This window comes from Streptomyces sp. NPDC003635 (assembly GCF_053587635.1).
Genome location: NZ_JBSFOK010000021.1, coordinates 22,267 through 40,780, shown reverse-complemented (window position 1 = coordinate 40,780; position 18,514 = coordinate 22,267). Strand labels below are relative to the sequence as shown.

Annotated in this window: 15 protein-coding genes; 1 reads left to right on the top strand and 14 read right to left on the bottom strand. The window is 69.6% G+C overall.

Annotated elements, in window-relative coordinates:
• Positions 1-62 precede the first annotated feature (62 nt).
• Positions 63-2,051, bottom strand: a complete 1,989-nt coding sequence (gene recQ, locus ACWDRW_RS20770) for a DNA helicase RecQ (protein ID WP_451725279.1) — start codon at positions 2,049-2,051, stop codon at positions 63-65.
• A gap of 249 nt (positions 2,052-2,300) precedes the next feature.
• Here recQ and ACWDRW_RS20765 point away from each other — a divergent pair, with 249 nt between their 5' ends.
• Positions 2,301-2,816: a hypothetical protein gene (locus ACWDRW_RS20765; RefSeq protein ID WP_451725170.1), complete on the top strand. Its 516-nt coding sequence runs from the start codon at positions 2,301-2,303 to the stop codon at positions 2,814-2,816.
• A gap of 61 nt (positions 2,817-2,877) precedes the next feature.
• Here ACWDRW_RS20765 and nuoN read toward each other — a convergent pair whose 3' ends face one another.
• The 13 genes from nuoN to ACWDRW_RS20700 are packed head-to-tail and all read right to left on the bottom strand — an operon-like array spanning position 2,878 to position 18,512.
• Positions 2,878-4,527: an NADH-quinone oxidoreductase subunit NuoN gene (nuoN, locus tag ACWDRW_RS20760; RefSeq protein ID WP_451725168.1), complete on the bottom strand. Its 1,650-nt coding sequence runs from the start codon at positions 4,525-4,527 to the stop codon at positions 2,878-2,880.
• A complete protein-coding gene (locus tag ACWDRW_RS20755) occupies positions 4,524-6,095 on the bottom strand; it encodes an NADH-quinone oxidoreductase subunit M (RefSeq protein ID WP_451725167.1) in 1,572 nt (523 codons plus the stop codon). Before ACWDRW_RS20755 ends, nuoN begins: the two co-directional genes overlap by 4 nt.
• 5 nt (positions 6,096-6,100) lie before the next feature.
• Positions 6,101-8,065 carry an NADH-quinone oxidoreductase subunit L gene (gene nuoL, locus ACWDRW_RS20750; protein ID WP_451725166.1) on the bottom strand — a complete coding sequence of 655 codons (1,965 nt, stop codon included), beginning with the start codon at positions 8,063-8,065 and terminating at the stop codon, positions 6,101-6,103.
• Between the two features lie 14 nt (positions 8,066-8,079).
• Positions 8,080-8,379, bottom strand: a complete 300-nt coding sequence (gene nuoK / locus ACWDRW_RS20745; protein WP_019756142.1) for an NADH-quinone oxidoreductase subunit NuoK — start codon at positions 8,377-8,379, stop codon at positions 8,080-8,082.
• Positions 8,376-9,194, bottom strand: coding sequence for an NADH-quinone oxidoreductase subunit J (locus tag ACWDRW_RS20740; RefSeq protein ID WP_451725164.1), 819 nt, complete (start codon positions 9,192-9,194; stop codon positions 8,376-8,378). Before ACWDRW_RS20740 ends, nuoK begins: the two co-directional genes overlap by 4 nt.
• Complete coding sequence (gene nuoI, locus ACWDRW_RS20735; protein WP_451725163.1) at positions 9,191-9,832, bottom strand: NADH-quinone oxidoreductase subunit NuoI; 642 nt, start codon at positions 9,830-9,832, stop codon at positions 9,191-9,193. The genes ACWDRW_RS20740 and nuoI overlap by 4 nt, the downstream gene beginning before the upstream one ends.
• A complete protein-coding gene (nuoH, locus tag ACWDRW_RS20730) occupies positions 9,825-11,189 on the bottom strand; it encodes an NADH-quinone oxidoreductase subunit NuoH (RefSeq protein ID WP_451725162.1) in 1,365 nt (454 codons plus the stop codon). The genes nuoI and nuoH overlap by 8 nt, the downstream gene beginning before the upstream one ends.
• Positions 11,186-13,690, bottom strand: a complete 2,505-nt coding sequence (locus ACWDRW_RS20725; RefSeq protein ID WP_451725161.1) for an NADH-quinone oxidoreductase subunit G — start codon at positions 13,688-13,690, stop codon at positions 11,186-11,188. Before ACWDRW_RS20725 ends, nuoH begins: the two co-directional genes overlap by 4 nt.
• The gene (nuoF, locus tag ACWDRW_RS20720; RefSeq protein ID WP_451725160.1) at positions 13,687-15,036 is read right to left on the bottom strand and encodes an NADH-quinone oxidoreductase subunit NuoF; all 1,350 of its coding nucleotides are present in this window, start codon (positions 15,034-15,036) and stop codon (positions 13,687-13,689) included. Before nuoF ends, ACWDRW_RS20725 begins: the two co-directional genes overlap by 4 nt.
• Positions 15,036-15,908 carry an NADH-quinone oxidoreductase subunit NuoE gene (gene nuoE, locus ACWDRW_RS20715; protein ID WP_451725159.1) on the bottom strand — a complete coding sequence of 291 codons (873 nt, stop codon included), beginning with the start codon at positions 15,906-15,908 and terminating at the stop codon, positions 15,036-15,038. Before nuoE ends, nuoF begins: the two co-directional genes overlap by 1 nt.
• On the bottom strand, positions 15,905-17,227 hold the full coding sequence (locus ACWDRW_RS20710; RefSeq protein WP_451725157.1) for an NADH-quinone oxidoreductase subunit D: 1,323 nt from the start codon (positions 17,225-17,227) through the stop codon (positions 15,905-15,907). The genes nuoE and ACWDRW_RS20710 overlap by 4 nt, the downstream gene beginning before the upstream one ends.
• Positions 17,224-17,961, bottom strand: a complete 738-nt coding sequence (locus ACWDRW_RS20705) for an NADH-quinone oxidoreductase subunit C (protein ID WP_451725155.1) — start codon at positions 17,959-17,961, stop codon at positions 17,224-17,226. Before ACWDRW_RS20705 ends, ACWDRW_RS20710 begins: the two co-directional genes overlap by 4 nt.
• Entirely contained in the window at positions 17,958-18,512 is a 555-nt protein-coding gene (locus ACWDRW_RS20700; protein ID WP_007383964.1) for a NuoB/complex I 20 kDa subunit family protein, read from the bottom strand. The genes ACWDRW_RS20705 and ACWDRW_RS20700 overlap by 4 nt, the downstream gene beginning before the upstream one ends.
• Positions 18,513-18,514 lie beyond the last annotated feature (2 nt).

Below are 18,514 nucleotides of genomic sequence, written 5' to 3'. Positions count from 1 at the left end.
TCCGCCCGAGAGGGGGAGCGAAACCCGCCCCCACGCCGACTACGGCGCCAGGTGCACCGCCCTCACGCCCAGTCGTCCGGCTCCGGCTCCAGGTCGGGCTCAGCCTCAGGCCACGCGTCGTCCTCCGCCCGCTCGGGCGCCGTCGCGGACACCGCCTCGGCGCCCGTGTCACCCAGCCCGGCCAGCACCCCGATCACGCCCTCGCCGTACGTCGCCAGCTTCTTCTCCCCCACTCCGCCGACGCTCGCCAACTCCCGCACCGACGAGGGCCACGCCGTCACGATCTCCCGCAACGTCGCGTCATGGAAGATCACATACGCCGGAACCCCCTGCTCCCGAGCCTGCTCGGCCCGCCAGGCCCGCAGCGCCTCGAACGCGGGCACCAGATGCGACGGCAACTCCGCCACCGCGGCCTTCGCCTTCCGCTCGCCCCTCCCCGACGCCCCCGACGCCGAGCGCGAGGCCACCGGCTTCTTCGGCTCCTTGCGCAGCGGCACCTCCCGCTCCCGCCGCAGCACACCCCCACTGCCCTCGGTCAGCACCAAGGTCCCGTACTCACCCTCGACGGCGAGCAGCCCCTGCGCCAGCAACTGCCGGATGACACCCCGCCATTCGCCCTCGCTCAGCTCCTCCCCGATGCCGAACACCGAGAGCCGGTCGTGGTCGAACTGGATGACCTTGCCCGTCCGCTTCCCCAGCAGGATGTCGATGATCTGCACGGCCCCGAACTTCTGCCCCCGCTCCCGCTGCAGCCGCACCACCGTCGACAGCACCTTCTGCGCCGCGACGGTGCCGTCCCAGGTCTCCGGCGGGGTCAGGCACGTGTCGCAGTTCCCGCATCCGGACGGATCCGGCTCCTGCCCGAAGTAGGCCAGCAGTTGCCCTCGCCGGCACCGGGCCGTCTCGCACAGCGCCAGCATCGCGTCCAGATGGGCCGCCGCCCGCCGCCGGAAGGCCTCGTCACCCTCGCCGGACTGGATCAGCTTGCGCTGCTGTATGACGTCGTTGAGGCCGTACGCCATCCACGCCGTGGAGGGCAGCCCGTCGCGACCGGCGCGGCCCGTCTCCTGGTAGTAGCCCTCCACCGACTTCGGCAGGTCCAGGTGGGCCACGAACCGCACGTCCGGCTTGTCGATGCCCATGCCGAAGGCGATCGTCGCCACCACGACCAGACCCTCCTCCCGCAGGAACCGGGACTGGTGCGCCGCGCGGGTCCCCGCGTCGAGCCCGGCGTGGTACGGCACCGCCTCGACGCCGTTGCGGCACAGGAACTCCGCCGTCTTCTCCACGGAGTTGCGCGAGAGGCAGTAGACGATGCCCGCGTCCCCGGCGTGCTCCTCGCGCAGGAAGCCCAGCAGCTGCTTCTTCGGGTCGGCCTTCGGCACGATCCGGTACTGGATGTTGGGCCGGTCGAAGCTCGCCACGAAGTGCCGGGCCGTCGGCATGTTCAGCCGCTGGGTGATCTCCTGGTGCGTCGCGCGGGTGGCGGTCGCCGTGAGCGCGATCCGCGGCACGTCCGGCCAGCGCTCGCCGAGCAGGGACAGTGTCAGATAGTCGGGGCGGAAGTCATGGCCCCACTGGGACACACAGTGCGCCTCGTCGATCGCGAACACGGAGATCTTGCCGCGCGAGAGCAGCTCCAGCGTGGATTCCAGGCGCAGCCGCTCCGGGGCCAGATACAGCAGGTCCAGCTCCCCCGCCAGGAACTCGGCCTCCACCACCCGGCGCTCGTCGAAGTCCTGCGTGGAGTTGACGAACCCGGCCCGTACGCCGAGCGCCCGCAGCGCGTCCACCTGGTCCTGCATCAGCGCGATCAGGGGCGAGACGACGATGCCCGTACCGGGTCTGACCAGGGACGGAATCTGGTAGCACAGCGACTTGCCGCCGCCGGTCGGCATGAGGACCACGGCGTCGCCACCGGCCACCACATGCTCGATGACCGCTTCCTGCTCGCCCCGGAAGGCCTCGTACCCGAAGACCCTGTGGAGCGTGGCCAGCGCCTCGCTCGCGGTTGCCGCCGTCATCGCACCGATCCCGCCCGTCCCGCCCATCGTCGTGCCCCCCGTACGTCGCTCCTCGACCACTGCGTCCACGATAGGCGTCCGCACCGACAGTGCCGGAGTTATCCACAGGCTGCTCACGTGACGTTCGGTAGTCAGTCAAATGGCCCCTGTCACCTGGCAGGGCCCGACCTGCCGGAACATGCTCGTCGGGCGGGACGGGGGAGGCCCGCCCACCTTCTCGACCTCGGCGGACGGTGTGCCGTAAGGGCGCGCCCGAGCCTCTCAAGGAGTCGCACCATGTCCCCTCGGCCCCTCACAGCCGCCGTCGGCCTGGCGATGGCCGGAGCCTTCGCCCTGGCCGCCGCTCCCGCGCACGCCGCCCCGGCCCCGGACCCCCTCATCTGGGGCGAACTGGCCGGCACCTACAGGGCGACGGGCGCCTACCACTACGAGCCCCTCGCCGTCGCCGACGGGTTCAAGTCCACCCCGTGCGCCGAACAGCCCCCGGACGGCGGTATGGGCTACCACTACTTCAACACGGACAACGTCGACAAACTGACGCCCGAGACGCCGGCGGCCCTCCTCTACGAGGACACGCCCGAGGGCGGACGCAGACTCGTCGGCGTGGAGTGGATCGCGAACGCCGCCACGCACAAGAGCGCACCGACGATGTTCGGTCAGACCTTCAAGGGCCCGCGCGCCTACACCGAGCCGCTCAACGGCAACTTCTACACACTGCACGCGTGGATCTACAAGGAGAACCCGAACGGCCTGTTCGGCCTGTGGAACCCCAAGGTCAAGTGCCACCACTGAGCGCGCGAAAGGCCCCGGTTCCCCTCTCGGGATCCGGGGCCCTCCGTGTGGAAGCAGCAGGTCAGCGCACGAACACCCCGGCATCGCTCGCGAGGTCCAGGAAGTACTGCGGCGCCACGCCGAGCACCAGCGTGACCGCCACGCCGACCCCGATCGCCGTCATCGTCAGCGGCGACGGCACGGCGACCGTCGGGCCCTCCGGCCGCGGCTCGCTGAAGAACATCAGCACGATGACCCGGATGTAGAAGAAGGCCGCGATGGCCGACGAGATCACACCGACCACGACCAGCGGTGCCGCCCCGCCCTCCGCCGCGGCCTTGAAGACCGCGAACTTGCCCGCGAACCCGGAGGTCAGCGGGATGCCCGCGAAGGCCAGCAGGAACACCGCGAACACGGCCGCCACCAGCGGCGAACGCCGGCCGAGCCCAGCCCACTTGGACAGGTGCGTCGCCTCGCCGCCCGCGTCCCGCACCAGCGTGACGACCGCGAAGGCGCCGATCGTCACGAACGAGTACGCGGCCAGATAGAAGAGGACCGACGACACACCGTCCGGCGAGGTCGCGATGACACCGGCGAGGATGAAGCCGGCGTGCGCGATCGACGAGTACGCCAGCAGCCGCTTGATGTCGGTCTGCGTGATCGCGACGATGGCGCCGCCCAGCATGGTGATGATCGCGACGGCCCACATCACCGGCCGCCAGTCCCAGCGCAGACCGGGCAGCACGACGTACAGGACCCGCAGCAGCGCGCCGAAGGCCGCCACCTTGGTCGCCGCCGCCATGAAGCCGGTCACCGGGGTCGGCGCGCCCTGGTACACGTCCGGCGTCCACATGTGGAAGGGGACGGCGCCGACCTTGAACAGCAGGCCCATGACGAGCATCGCCATGCCGATGAGCAGCAGGGCGTCATTGCCCATGGTGTCCGCGAGGGCCGGGTCGACGGTGGTGAGGGTGCCGTCGACGACCTGCGCGATCGTCGCGTACGACACCGAGCCCGCGTAGCCGTACAGCAGCGCGATGCCGAACAGGGTGAACGCGGAGGCGAAGGCGCCGAGCAGGAAGTACTTCACCGCCGCTTCCTGCGACATCAGCCGCTTGCGGCGGGCGAGGGCGCACATCAGGTACAGCGGGAGGGAGAAGACCTCCAGCGCGATGAACAGCGTCAGCAGGTCGTTGGCCGCCGGGAAGACCAGCATGCCCGCGACGGCGAAGAGCAGCAGCGGGAACACCTCGGTGGTGGTGAACCCGGCCTTCACCGCGGCCTTCTCGCTGTCACTGCCCGGCACGGACGCGGCCTGCGCGGCGAAGGAGTCGACGCGGTTGCCGTGCGCCGCCGGATCGAGCCGCCGTTCCGCGAAGGTGAACAGGCCGACCAGGCCGGCCAGCAGGATCGTGCCCTGGAGGAAGAGGGCGGGGCCGTCGACGGCGATGGCGCCCATCGCCGCGATGCCCGCCTTCGTGGTGCCGTAGCCGTCGGCCGCGAGCGCGACCACCGCGGCGAAAGCGGCGGTGAGCGCGACGGCGGAGACGAACACCTGGGCGTAGTAGCGGGACTTGCGCGGAACGGCCGCCTCGATCAGCACGCCCACGATCGCCGCGCCGACGACGATCAGCGTGGGCGACAATTGTCCGTATTCGATCTTCGGCGCGTCGATCTTCGAGATCGGATCGGCCGCGGTTGTCCACAGGCTGTGGACGGCTGATGCGCTCACTTGGCCGCCTCCACCTCGGGCTGGGGGTCCTTCTTCTGTACGTCGGACATGGTCTGCTCGACCGCCGGGTTGACGATGTCCGTGACGGGCTTCGGGTAGACGCCCAGGAAGATCAGCAGTACGACGAGCGGGGCGACGACGGCCAGTTCCCGCACCCTCAGATCGGGCATCGTGGAGACCTCGGGCTTCACCGGGCCCGTCATCGTCCGCTGGTACAGCACGAGGGTGTAGAGCGCGGCGAGCACGATGCCGAAGGTCGCGATGATGCCGACCACCGGATACCTCGCGTACGTGCCGACCAGGACCAGGAACTCACTGACGAACGGGGCGAGTCCGGGCAGCGACAGTGTCGCGAGGCCGCCGATCAGGAAGGTGCCGGCGAGCACCGGGGCGACCTTCTGCACTCCGCCGTAGTCCGCGATGAGCCGCGAGCCGCGCCGCGAGATCAGGAAGCCGGCCACCAGCATCAACGCGGCCGTGGACAGGCCATGGTTGACCATGTACAGCGTCGCGCCGGACTGGCCCTGGCTGGTCATCGCGAAGATGCCCATGATGATGAAGCCGAAGTGCGAGATCGACGCGTAGGCCACCAGGCGCTTGATGTCCCGCTGGCCGACGGCGAGCAGGGCGCCGTAGACGATGCTGATCAGCGCGAGGACCAGGATCGCGGGCGTCGCCCACTTCGAGGCCTCCGGGAAGAGCCCGAGGCAGAAGCGGAGCATCGCGAAGGTGCCGACCTTGTCGACCACGGCGGTGATCAGGACGGCGACCGGGGCGGTGGCCTCACCCATGGCGTTGGGCAGCCAGGTGTGCAGCGGCCACAGGGGCGCCTTCACCGCGAACGCGAAGAAGAAGCCGAGGAACAGCCAGCGTTCGGTATTGGTCGCCATGTCCAGCGAGCCGTTGGCGCGGGCCTCGGCGATCTCGGGGAGCGAGAAGTTCCCGGCGACCACGTACAGGCCGATCACCGCGGCCAGCATGATCAGACCGCCGACCAGGTTGTAGAGGAGGAACTTCACCGCGGCGTACGAGCGTTGTGTCGACGCCACCTCCTCGCCGTGCTCGTGGGCACGGTCCCCGAAGCCGCCGATGAGGAAGTACATCGGGATGAGCATGGCCTCGAAGAAGATGTAGAAGAGGAAGACGTCGGTGGCCTCGAAGGAGAGGATCACCATCGCCTCGACGGCCAGGATCAGGGCGAAGAAGCCCTGCGTCGGCCGCCACCGCTTGCTGCCGGTCTCCAGCGGGTCGGCGTCGTGCCAGCCCGCGAGGACGATGAACGGGATCAGCAGGGCGGTCAGCGCGATCAGGGCCACCGCGATGCCGTCCACGCCCAGGTCGTACCGGACCCCGAACTCCTTGATCCAGGAGTGGGACTCGGTGAGCTGGTAGCGGTCGCCGTCCGGGTCGAAGCGGACCAGGATCGCGACGGCGAGCGCGAGCGTGCCGAGCGAGAAGAGCAGCGCCAGCCACTTGGCGGCGGTGCGCCGCGCGGCCGGTACGGCCGCCGTGGCGATCGCCCCGATCGCGGGGAGCGCCGCCGTCGCTGTCAGCAGGGGAAAGGACATCGGTATCAGACCGCCCTCATCAGCAGGGTCGCGGCGACGAGGAGTGCCGCACCGCCGAACATCGAGACCGCGTACGACCGCGCGAAGCCGTTCTGGAGCCGGCGCAGCCGTCCGGAGAGGCCGCCGACCGAGGCCGCCGTGCCGTTGACGACGCCGTCGACCAGGGTGTGGTCGACGTACACCAGGGAGCGCGTGAGGTGCTCGCCGCCGCGGACGAGGACGACGTGGTTGAAGTCGTCCTGGAGCAGATCGCGCCGGGCGGCCCGGGTGAGCAGGGACCCGCGCGGGGCGACGACCGGCACCGGGCGCCGGCCGTACTGCAGGTAGGCGACGGTGACGCCGATGACCATCACGGCGACCGTGGACGTCGTGACCGTGGCCGCGCTGAGCGGGGAGTCGCCGTGGTCGTGACCGGTGATGGGCTCCAGCCAGTGCACGAAGCGGTCGCCGATGCTGAACAGGCCACCCGCGAAGACCGATCCGAAGGCCAGCACGATCATGGGGATCGTCATGGAGCTCGGCGACTCGTGCGGGTGCGGTTCGGCGTGCTCGCCGCGGTGCTCGGCGGCCGGTTCCGCGCTGGGCTGGGCCGGGGAGGCCGTCGGGGCGTGGCGCCAGCGCTCCTCGCCGAAGAACGTCATCAGCATCACGCGTGTCATGTAGTACGCCGTGATCGCCGCGCCGAGCAGGGCGCAGGCCCCGAGGATCCAGCCCTCGGTGCCACCCTTGGCGAACGCCGCCTCGATGATCTTGTCCTTGGAGAAGAACCCGGACAGACCCGGGAAGCCGATGATGGCGAGGTAGCCGAGGCCGAAGGTGACGAAGGTGACCGGCATGTACTTCCGCAGGCCGCCGTACCTGCGCATGTCGACCTCGTCGTTCATGCCGTGCATGACCGAACCCGCGCCGAGGAAGAGCCCGGCCTTGAAGAAGCCGTGGGTCACCAGGTGCATGATCGCGAACACGTAGCCGATCGGGCCGAGGCCCGCGGCGAGGACCATGTAGCCGATCTGCGACATGGTCGAACCGGCCAGCGCCTTCTTGATGTCGTCCTTCGCGCAACCGACGATCGCACCGAACAGGAGCGTGACGGCGCCGACGATGGTGACGAGCAGTTGGGCGTCGGGGGCGGCGTTGAAGATCGCGCCGGAGCGGACGATCAGGTAGACGCCCGCGGTCACCATGGTCGCGGCGTGGATCAGGGCCGAGACCGGGGTCGGGCCCTCCATCGCGTCCCCGAGCCAGGACTGCAGCGGCACCTGGGCGGACTTGCCGCAGGCCGCGAGCAGCAGCATCAGACCGATGGCGGTGAGCGTGCCCTCGGAGGCCTCGCCGACCAGACCGGGCTCCTCGCTGCTGCCGAGCAGCGGACCGAAGGCGAAGGTCCCGAAGGTGGTGAACATGATCATGATGGCGATCGACAGACCCATGTCGCCGACGCGGTTGACCAGGAACGCCTTCTTCGCGGCCGTGGCGGCGCTGGGCTTGTGCTGCCAGAAACCGATCAGCAGGTAGGAGGCGAGACCGACGCCCTCCCAGCCGACGTAGAGCAGTAGGTAGTTGTCGGCGAGGACCAGCAGGAGCATCGCCGCGAGGAACAGGTTCAGATAGCCGAAGAAGCGGCGGCGGCGCTCGTCGTGCTCCATGTACCCGATCGAGTACAGGTGGATCAGCGAGCCGACGCCGGTGATCAGCAGGACGAACGTCATCGACAGCTGGTCGAGGCGGAAGGCGACGTCTGCCTGGAAGCCCTCCACCGGGATCCAGCTGAACAGGTGCTGGGTCAGCGTCCGGTGTTCGGCGTCCTTGCCGAGCAGGTCGAAGAAGAGGATCGCGCCGAACACGAAGGAGACGGACGCGAGCAGCGTGCCGATCCAGTGCCCGACGGCGTCCAGGCGCCGGCCGCCGCACAGCAGGACCGCCGCTCCGAGCAGGGGCGCCGCGATGAGCAGCGCAATCAGGTTCTCCACGATTCAGCGACCCCTTACAGCTTCATCAGGCTGGCGTCGTCGACCGAGGCCGAGTGGCGGGAACGGAACAGCGACACGATGATCGCGAGCCCGACCACGACCTCCGCGGCGGCGACGACCATCGTGAAGAAGGCGATGATCTGGCCGTCGAGATTGCCGTGCATGCGAGAGAAGGCGACGAGCGCGAGGTTGCAGGCATTGAGCATGAGCTCGATGCACATGAACACGACGATCGCGTTGCGCCGGATCAGCACGCCGGTGGCGCCGATCGTGAACAACAGGGCCGCGAGATAGAGGTAGTTGACCGGGTTCACTTGGCCGCCTCCCCACTGTTCGTGCGCTCCAGGCGCTCCTCGGCACGCTGCTCCAGCGCCTTGAGGTCGTTGAGGGCCTCCGTGGACACGTCCCGGATCTGGCCCCGCTCGCGCAGCGTCTTGCTGACGGTGAGCTCCGACGGGGTGCCGTCGGGCAGCAGGCCGGCGATGTCCACCGCGTTGTGCCGCGCGTACACACCGGGTGCGGGCAGCGGCGGGAGGTGCTTGCCCTCGCGCACCCGCTCCTCGGCCAGCTCGCGTTGGGTCTTGGCACGCTCGGTGCGCTCCCGGTGGGTGAGCACCATGGCGCCGACGGCCGCCGTGATGAGCAGGGCCCCGGTGATCTCGAAGGCGAAGACGTACTTGGTGAACAGGAGGGCGGCCAGGCCCTCCACATTGCCGTTCGCGTTCGCCTGCGCGATGCCGTTGAACTCCGTCAGGGAGGCGTTGCCGATCCCGGCGAAGAGCAGGATGCCGAAGCCGAGGCCACACAGAAGGGCCAGCCAGCGCTGGCCCTTGATGGTCTCCTTCAGGGAGTCCGCCGCGGTCACGCCGACCAGCATCACCACGAACAGGAACAGCATCATGATCGCGCCGGTGTAGACGACGATCTGCACGACGCCGAGGAAGTAGGCGCCGTTGGCAAGGTAGAACACCGCCAGGATGATCATGGTCCCGGCCAGGCAGAGCGCGCTGTGCACGGCCTTCTTCATGAAGACGGTGCACAGGGCGCCGATCACCGCGATCGTGCCGAGGACCCAGAACTGGAAGGCCTCTCCGGTGGAGGTGGAGTAGGCGGCGAGCTGCGCGGTCATCGGCCGATCACCTTCTCGGACGCCGGCTCGGTCCCGCCGAAGGTCGAGTCGGCCTCCTGCACGACCTCGCCCTTGGAGTGCGCGACCTGCCGCTCGGTGCCGGGCGCGGCCTCCGTCACCAGGCCCCGGTAGTAGTCCTGTTCGTCCGTGCCGGGGTAGATCGCGTGGGGCGTGTCCACCATGCCGTCCTCGAGACCGGCGAGCAGCTGCTCCTTGGTGTAGATGAGGTTGGCGCGGCTGGAGTCGGCCAGCTCGAACTCGTTCGTCATCGTCAGCGCGCGCGTGGGGCACGCCTCGATGCACAGCCCGCACAGGATGCAGCGGGCGTAGTTGATCTGGTACACCCGGCCGTACCGCTCGCCCGGCGAGTAGCGCTCCTCCTCGGTGTTGTCCGCGCCCTCGACGTAGATCGCGTCGGCGGGGCAGGCCCAGGCGCACAGCTCGCAGCCGACGCACTTCTCCAGGCCGTCCGGATGGCGGTTGAGCTGGTGCCGTCCGTGGAAGCGCGGAGCGGTGGTCTTCTGCTGTTCCGGGTACTGCTCGGTCAGCCGCTTCTTGAACATGGCCTTGAAGGTCACGCCGAAGCCTGCCACCGGGTTCTGGAAACCGGGCTTGGTCTCCTTGGGCTCCTCAGCCATCGGACGCCTCCTTTCCATCCAGAGATCCGTCGTCACTCTGAGTATTCATCCCGCCACTGACAATCAGCTCCCGCTCCCGGCGCGAGCGGCGTCGCGGCACCGGCGGCAGCTCCTGTCCGGGCAGCGGCGGCACGGGGAATCCGCCCGCCGTCGCGTCGAACGCGGGGGGCGGACCCGCCTCCTGCTCCTCCTTCGGCTTGCCGCGGAACATGTCCGCGACGAAGGAGAGCAGCAGGAGGGCCAGGACGCCGCCGCCGACGTAGAGGGCGATGTCGGCGAAGTCGTAGTTCTCGTTGCGCAGGGTCCGTACGGTCGCGACGAGCATCAGCCAGACCACGGAGACCGGGATGAGGACCTTCCAGCCGAGCTTCATCAGCTGGTCGTAGCGGACCCGTGGGAGCGTGCCGCGCAGCCAGATGAAGAAGAAGAGCAGCAACTGCACCTTGACGGTGAACCAGAGCAGCGGCCACCAGCCGTGGTTCGCGCCCTCCCAGAAGGTGGAGACCGGCCAGGGGGCCCGCCAGCCGCCGAGGAAGAGCGTCACCGAGACCGCCGAGACCGTCACCATGTTCACGTACTCGGCGAGCATGAACATCGCGAACTTGATCGAGGAGTACTCGGTGTTGAAGCCGCCGACCAGGTCGCCCTCGGACTCCGGCATGTCGAAGGGGGCGCGGTTGGTCTCGCCGACCATCGTGACGATGTAGATGATGAACGAGACCGGCAGCAGGACGATGTACCAGCGGTCCTGCTGGGCTTCCACGATGGTCGAGGTCGACATCGACCCCGAGTAGAGGAAGACGGAGGCGAAGGCCGCGCCCATGGCGATCTCGTAGGAGATCATCTGCGCGCAGGAGCGCAGGCCGCCGAGGAGCGGATAGGTGGATCCGGAGCTCCAGCCCGCGAGCACGATGCCGTAGATGCCGACCGAGGCGACCGCGAGGACGTAGAGCATCGCGATCGGCAGGTCGGTGAGCTGCATCGTGGTGCGCTCACCGAAGATCGAGATCTCGTTGCCGGCCGGGCCGAAGGGGATCACCGCGATCGCCATGAAGGCCGGGATGGCCGCGACGATCGGCGCGAGGACGTAGACGACCTTGTCCGCGCGTTTGACGATGACGTCTTCCTTCAGCATCAGCTTGATGCCGTCGGCGAGCGACTGGAGCATGCCCCAGGGGCCGTGCCGGTTGGGGCCGATGCGCAGCTGCATCCAGGCGACGACCTTGCGTTCCCAGACGATCGAGAACAGCACGGTCAGCATCAGGAAGGCGAAGCAGAAGACGGCCTTGATGACGACGAGCCACCAGGGGTCGCGGCCGAACATCGAGAGGTCTTCAGCGGCGAGGTACGGGCTCATGCCTCCACCTCCTTGGGGGCCTCGGTGGCGAGCGTCGCCGGGCCGATGCGGACGAGGGAGCCGGGCCGCGCCCCGGCGTCGGAGGCGACGCCGCCGCCGGTGGAGTTCAGCGGGAGCCAGACCACCCGGTCGGGCATCGCGGTGATCCTGAGCGGGAGTTCGACCGTCCCGGCGGCACCGGTCACCGCCAGGATGTCGCCGTCCTTCACGCCCGCCTCGGCGGCCGTGGCGGCCGACACGCGCGCGTGGGCGGCGTGCCGCGTCCCGGCGAGCGCCTCGTCGCCGTCCTGCAGCCTGCCCTGGTCGAGCAGCAGCCGGTGCCCGGCCAGTACGGCCTCTCCGGCGGCCGGGCGCGGCAACTGGGCCGCGGACTCCAGGGGTTCGGTGGCCCGGGGACCGTCCCAGGCGCCCAGCCGGTCCAGCTCCGCGCGGGCGGTGCGCAGATCCGGCAGACCCAGGTGTACGTCCATGGCGTCGGCCAGCATCTGCAGGACGCGGGCGTCGGTCGGGGGAAGCGGGCGGGTCATCTGGTCGGGCTTGAGCGCGGCCTCGAACAGGCGCGCCCTGCCCTCCCAGTTGAGGAAGGTGCCCGCCTTCTCGGCGACGGCCGCGACGGGCAGGACCACGTCGGCGAGCTCGGTGACCTCACTGGGCCGCAGCTCCAGCGAGACCAGGAAGCCCACCTCGGCGAGCGCCCCACGCGCGCGTGCCGGGTCCGGCAGGTCGGCGATCTCGACTCCGGAGACCACGAGGGCCTGGAGTTCGCCGGTGGCGGCGGCCTCCAGGATCTGGCTGGTGTCCCGCCCGTAGCGGTGCGGGAGTTCGGCCATTCCCCAGGCCGCGGCGACCTCCTCCCGCGCGCGGGGGTCGGTGGCCGGACGCCCGCCCGGCAGCAGCGACGGCAGCGCGCCGGCCTCGACGGCGCCCCGCTCCCCGGCCCGGCGCGGGATCCACACCAGGTGGGCGCCGGTCGCGGACGCGGCCCGTACGGCGGCGGTGAGCCCGCCCGCCACCCCGGCCAGCCGCTCGCCGACGACGATGACCGCGCCCTCGGCACGCAGCGCCTCGGCCGCCTTCGCGCCGGCCTCCTCCAGACCGACCCCGCTCGCGAGCGCGTCCAGCCACTCCGTCTCGGTGCCGGGGGCGGCCGGCAGCAGGGTGCCGCCCGCCTTCTCCAGGCCGCGGGTGCCGTGCGTGGCGAGCGAGAAGACCTTCTGGCCGTGCTTGCGCCAGGCCTTGCGCAGCCTGAGGAAGACGCCGGGCGCCTCCTCCTCGGCCTCGAACCCGGCGAGCAGGACCGCGGGCGCCTTCTCCAGGACGGTGTACGTGACGCCCGTACCGTCGAGGTCGCGGCCGCGTCCGGCGACCCGGGCAGCCAGGAAGTCGGCCTCCTCGCCGCTGTGCACGCGCGCGCGGAAGTCGATGTCATTGGTGTCTAGCGCGACGCGCGCGAACTTGCTGTACGCGTAGGCGTCCTCGACGGTGAGCCGGCCGCCGGTCAGGACACCGGCCCGCCCGCGTGAGGCGAGCAGCCCCTGGGCCGCGATCTGCAGGGCCTCCGGCCAGGACGCAGGGACCAGCTCGCCCTCGGGGTTGCGCACCAGCGGCGTCTGCAGCCGGTCCCGCTGCTGCGCGTACCGGAAGGCGAAGCGCCCCTTGTCGCAGATCCACTCCTCGTTGACCTCGGGGTCGTCGGCCGCGAGCCTGCGCATGACCTTGCCGCGCCGGTGGTCGGTGCGCGTGGCGCAGCCGCCGGAGCAGTGCTCGCAGACGGTCGGGGAGGACACCAGGTCGAAGGGGCGGGAGCGGAAGCGGTACGCCGCCGAGGTGAGTGCCCCGACCGGGCAGATCTGGATGGTGTTGCCGGAGAAGTACGACTCGAAGGGGTCGCCCTCGCCGGTGCCGACCTGCTGGAGCGCGCCCCGCTCGACCAGCTCGATCATCGGGTCGCCGGCGATCTGGTTGGAGAAGCGGGTGCAGCGGGCGCACAGCACGCACCGCTCGCGGTCGAGCAGCACCTGCGTGGAGATCGGGACGGGCTTCTCGTAGGTCCGCTTGCGGCCCTCGAAGCGGGACTCGGCCTGGCCGTGCGACATGGCCTGGTTCTGCAGCGGGCACTCGCCGCCCTTGTCGCAGACCGGGCAGTCCAGCGGGTGGTTGATGAGCAGCAGCTCCATCACACCGTGCTGCGCCTTCTCGGCGACCGGCGAGGTCAGGTGGGTCTTCACCACCATGCCGTCGGTGCAGGTGATGGTGCAGGACGCCATCGGCTTGCGCTGGCCCTCGACCTCGACGATGCACTGCCGGCAGGCGCCGGCCGGGTCGAGGAGCGGATGGTCGCAGAAGCGGGGGATCTCGATGCCGAGCTGTTCGGCGGCCCGGATGACCAGGGTGCCCTTGGGCACGCTGATCTCCACGCCGTCGACGGTCAGCGAGACGAGGTCTTCCGGCGGGACCGCCGCCTCTCCCCCTCCGGAGGGAGCGCTGGTGGTCACTGTCATGCGTTCACCTCCGAGTGCTTGTCGGCCCAGGCCGTGGACTTGGCCGGGTCGAAGGGGCAGCCGCGGCCCGTGATGTGCTGCTCGTACTCCTCGCGGAAGTACTTCAGCGAGGAGAAGATCGGCGAGGCGGCGCCGTCGCCGAGGGCGCAGAAGGACTTGCCGTTGATGTTGTCGGCGATGTCGTTCAGCTTGTCGAGGTCGGACATGACGCCCTTGCCGGCCTCGATGTCGCGCAGCAACTGCACGAGCCAGTACGTGCCTTCGCGGCAGGGCGTGCACTTGCCGCAGGACTCGTGGGCGTAGAACTCGGTCCAGCGGGTGACGGCGCGCACGACGCAGGTCGTCTCGTCGAAGCACTGGAGCGCCTTGGTGCCGAGCATGGAACCGGCGGCGCCCACTCCCTCGTAGTCGAGGGGGACGTCGAGGTGCTCGTCGGTGAACATCGGCGTGGAGGAGCCGCCCGGGGTCCAGAACTTCAGCCGGTGGCCCGGCCGCATCCCGCCGCTCATCTCCAGCAGCTGGCGCAGGGTGATGCCGAGCGGGGCCTCGTACTGGCCGGGGCTCGCGACATGGCCGCTGAGCGAGTAGAGCGTGAAGCCCGGGGACTTCTCGCTGCCCATCGAGCGGAACCATTCCTTGCCCCGCTGGAGGATCGCGGGAACCGACGCGATCGACTCGACGTTGTTCACCACAGTCGGGCAGGCGTAGAGGCCCGCGACAGCGGGGAAAGGGGGACGGAGCCGCGGTTGACCACGGCGGCCTTCGAGCGAGTCGAGCAGTGCGGTCTCCTCACCGCAGATGTACGCCCCGGCGCCGGCGTGCACGGTGATGTCGAGATCGAGGCCGCTGCCCAGGATGTTCTGTCCGAGGTAGCCGGCCGCGTAGGCCTCGCTCACGGCCGAGTGCAACCGCCGCAGCACGGGGACGACTTCACCCCGCAGATAGATGAAGGCATGCGACGACCTGATGGCGTAACACGCGATGATCATGCCCTCGATGAGGCTGTGCGGGTTCGCGAAGAGGAGCGGGATGTCCTTGCACGTCCCGGGCTCCGACTCGTCGGCGTTGACAACCAGATAGTGCGGCTTTCCGTCTCCCTGGGGAATGAACTGCCATTTCATTCCGGTGGGGAATCCCGCGCCGCCGCGGCCGCGCAGACCGGAGTCCTTGACGTACGCGATCAGGTCGTCCGGTGACATCGCGAGCGCCTTGCGCAGGCCCTCGTATCCCTCGTGCCTCTTGTAGACGTCGAGCGTCCAGGACCTGTCCTCGTCCCAGAAGGCCGACAGCACGGGTGCGAGCAGCTTCTCGGGGCTGGTGTCTTTCAGCTCGGGTGCCAAGGTCATCACTCCCCCTCCTCGGCGGTGGGCCCGGCCGGGTGGGTCGGGTCGGAGGCCGATGTGTCCTGCGGCGCGTCGTGTGAGCTCAGGTGCTCCGTCGGTGACGGCTCGTGCACTGCCCTGTCCTGCGGCTCCTCATGAGGTCCGCCGTCGCGTGGGTGAACCACCCGCGCGGGAGCGGCCTCCCCCTTGGCCAGCTTGAGGCCGACCAGTGAAGCGGGGCCCGCGCTTCCGCCGGCCTCGACCGCCCCGTCCCGCTCGTCGGGGAAGCCCGCCAGGATCCGGGCGGTCTCCTTGAAGGTGCACAGCGGCGCCCCGCGCGTGGGGGAAACCGGTGCTCCCGCGCGCAGGTCGTCCACCAGGCGCTTGGCGCTCTGCACGGTCTGGTTGTCGAAGAACTCCCAGTTGACCATCACGACCGGCGCGAAGTCGCAGGCCGCGTTGCACTCGATGTGCTCCAGGGTGACCTTGCCGTCGTCGGTGGTCTCGCCGTTGCCGACGGCCAGGTGCTCCTGGAGCGCCTCGAAGATCGCGTCGCCGCCCATCACCGCGCACAGCGTGTTGGTGCACACCCCGACCTGGTAGTCGCCGCTCGGGCGGCGCCGGTACATGGTGTAGAAGGTGGCGACGGCGGTGACCTCGGCGGTGGTCAGGTCGAGCATGTCCGCGCAGAACCGCATCCCGGTGCGGGTGACATGGCCCTCCTCCGACTGCACGAGGTGCAGCAGCGGCAGGAGCGCGGACCGGGAGTCGGGGTAGCGGGCGATGACCTCGCGCGCGTCCCGCTCGAGCCGGGCTCGAACGTCGTCCGGGTAGCCGGGCGCGGGCAGTTCGGGCATGCCCAGGCTGACGCCCTGCTCCGAAGAACTGGTGGTCACCGGTCGACGCCTCCCATCACGGGGTCGATGGATGCGACGGCGACGATGACGTCGGCGACCTGGCCGCCCTCGCACATCGCCGCCATGGCCTGAAGGTTGGTGAAGGACGGGTCGCGGAAGTGGACCCGGTAGGGGCGGGTGCCGCCGTCGGAGACGGCGTGCACTCCAAGTTCGCCCTTGGGCGACTCGACGGCCGCGTACGCCTGTCCCGGCGGGACGCGGAAACCCTCGGTGACCAGCTTGAAGTGGTGGATCAGGGCCTCCATGGAGGTGCCCATGATCTTCTTGATGTGGTCGAGGGAGTTGCCGAGGCCGTCGGGGCCGAGCGCGAGCTGGGCGGGCCAGGCGATCTTCTTGTCGGCGACCATGACCGGTCCGGGCTGGAGCCGGTCCAGGCACTGCTCGACGATCCTGAGGGACTGGCGCATCTCCTCCAGCCGGATCAGGAAGCGGCCGTAGGAGTCGCAGGTGTCGGCGGTCGGGACGTCGAAGTCGAAGGTCTCGTAGCCGCAGTAGGGCTGGGCCTTGCGCAGGTCGTGCGGGAGGCCGGTGGAGCGCAGGATCGGGCCGGTGGCGCCGAGGGCCATGCAGCCGGCCAGGTCGAGGTAGCCGACGTCCTGCATACGGGCCTTGAAGATGGGGTTCCCGGTGGCGAGCTTGTCGTACTCCGGGAGGTTCTTCTTCATCTTCTTCACGAACTCGCGGATCTGGTCCACCGCGCCGGGCGGCAGGTCCTGGGCGAGTCCGCCGGGGCGGATGTACGCGTGGTTCATCCGCAGGCCCGTGATGAGCTCGTAGATGTCGAGAATCATTTCACGATCACGGAATCCGTAGATCATGATCGTGGTGGCGCCGAGCTCCATGCCGCCGGTGGCGATGCACACCAGGTGCGAGGAGAGGCGGTTGAGCTCCATCAGGAGCACCCGGATGAGGGTGGCGCGGTCGGGGATCTGGTCCTCGACGCCGAGCAGCTTCTCGACGGCGAGGCAGTAGCCGGTCTCGTTGAAAAAGGACGTCAGGTAGTCCATGCGCGTCACGAACGTGGTGCCCTGCGTCCACGTGCGGAACTCGAGGTTCTTCTCGATGCCGGTGTGCAGATAGCCGATGCCGCAGCGGGCCTCGGTCACCGTCTCGCCCTCGATCTCCAGGATCAGGCGCAGCACCCCGTGGGTGGAGGGGTGCTGCGGACCCATGTTGACGACGATGCGCTCGTCGTCGGCGCGGGCCGCGGACTGGACGACCTCGTCCCAGTCGCCACCGGTGACCGTGTACACGGTGCCCTCGGTGGTTTCGCGGGCGGATGCTGACTGCGTGCTCACGAGTACGACCTCCGCTGGTCCGGAGCCGGGATCTGGGCGCCCTTGTACTCGACGGGGATGCCGCCGAGGGGGTAGTCCTTGCGCTGCGGATGGCCCTGCCAGTCGTCCGGCATCATGATCCGCGTCAGGGCCGGGTGGCCTTCGAAGACGATCCCGAAGAAGTCGTAGGTCTCGCGCTCGTGCCAGTCGTTGGTCGGATAGACCGAGACCAGCGACGGGACCCGGCGGTCGCTGTCGGGGGCGCTGACCTCCAGCCGGATCAGCCGGTTGTGGGTGATCGAGCGCAGGTGGTAGACGGCGTGCAGCTCGCGGCCCTTGTCGTTCGGGTAGTGCACCCCGCTCACGCCGGTGCACAGCTCGAAGCGCAGGGCCGGGTCGTCGCGCAGGGTGCGGGCGACGCGGAGCAGGTGCTCGCGTTCGATGTGGAAGGTGAGCTCGTCGCGGTCGACGACCGTCTTCTCGATGGCGTTCTCGGGCAGGAGGCCCTGTTCCTCGAGCGCGCCTTCCAGTTCGTCGGCGACCTCGTCGAACCAGCCGCCGTAGGGGCGGGTGGCCGGTCCCGGGAGGCGGACCGAGCGGACGAGGCCGCCGTAGCCGGAGGTGTCGCCGCCGTTGTTGGCGCCGAACATGCCGCGCTGGACGCGGATCTCCTCGCCGCCCTCGCCCCGCTGGCCGGGGAGGTTGGAGGCGCCGAGGTCCTTCTCGGGGTTGACGCCGTTACCGGTGTCGCTCATCGCAGCAGCCCCTTCATCTCGATCGTGGGGAGCGCCTTGAGCGCGGCTTCCTCGGCCTCGCGGGCCGCCTCCTCGGCGTTCACGCCGAGCTTGGAGCTCTGGATCTTCTGGTGGAGCTTGAGGATCGCGTCCATCAGCATCTCGGGGCGGGGCGGGCAGCCCGGGAGGTAGATGTCGACCGGGACGATGTGGTCGACGCCCTGGACGATGGCGTAGTTGTTGAACATGCCGCCGGAGGAGGCGCAGACCCCCATGGAGATCACCCACTTGGGGTTCGGCATCTGGTCGTAGACCTGCCTCAGCACCGGCGCCATCTTCTGGCTGACCCGCCCGGCGACGATCATGAGGTCCGCCTGCCGCGGTGAGCCGCGGAAGACCTCCATGCCGAAGCGCGCCAGGTCGTAACGGCCGGCGCCGGTGGTCATCATCTCGATGGCACAGCAGGCGAGGCCGAAGGTGGCGGGGAAGACGGACGCCTTGCGCACCCAGCCCGCGGCCTGCTCGACGGTGGTCAGCAGGAAGCCGCTCGGCAGCTTTTCTTCGAGTCCCATGA

What these genes read in the sequence shown, in the direction of transcription:
- recQ (WP_451725279.1), bottom strand. Translation starts at nt 2,051, where the DNA reads ATGGGCGGGACGGGCGGGATCGGTGCGATGACGGCGGCAACCGCGAGC.
- ACWDRW_RS20765 (WP_451725170.1), top strand. Translation starts at nt 2,301, where the DNA reads ATGTCCCCTCGGCCCCTCACAGCCGCCGTCGGCCTGGCGATGGCCGGA.
- ACWDRW_RS20755 (WP_451725167.1), bottom strand. Translation starts at nt 6,095, where the DNA reads ATGTCCTTTCCCCTGCTGACAGCGACGGCGGCGCTCCCCGCGATCGGG.
- ACWDRW_RS20740 (WP_451725164.1), bottom strand. Translation starts at nt 9,194, where the DNA reads ATGACCGCGCAGCTCGCCGCCTACTCCACCTCCACCGGAGAGGCCTTC.
- nuoI (WP_451725163.1), bottom strand. Translation starts at nt 9,832, where the DNA reads ATGGCTGAGGAGCCCAAGGAGACCAAGCCCGGTTTCCAGAACCCGGTG.
- nuoH (WP_451725162.1), bottom strand. Translation starts at nt 11,189, where the DNA reads ATGAGCCCGTACCTCGCCGCTGAAGACCTCTCGATGTTCGGCCGCGAC.
- ACWDRW_RS20725 (WP_451725161.1), bottom strand. Translation starts at nt 13,690, where the DNA reads ATGACAGTGACCACCAGCGCTCCCTCCGGAGGGGGAGAGGCGGCGGTC.
- nuoF (WP_451725160.1), bottom strand. Translation starts at nt 15,036, where the DNA reads ATGACCTTGGCACCCGAGCTGAAAGACACCAGCCCCGAGAAGCTGCTC.
- ACWDRW_RS20705 (WP_451725155.1), bottom strand. Translation starts at nt 17,961, where the DNA reads ATGAGCGACACCGGTAACGGCGTCAACCCCGAGAAGGACCTCGGCGCC.
- ACWDRW_RS20700 (WP_007383964.1), bottom strand. Translation starts at nt 18,512, where the DNA reads ATGGGACTCGAAGAAAAGCTGCCGAGCGGCTTCCTGCTGACCACCGTC.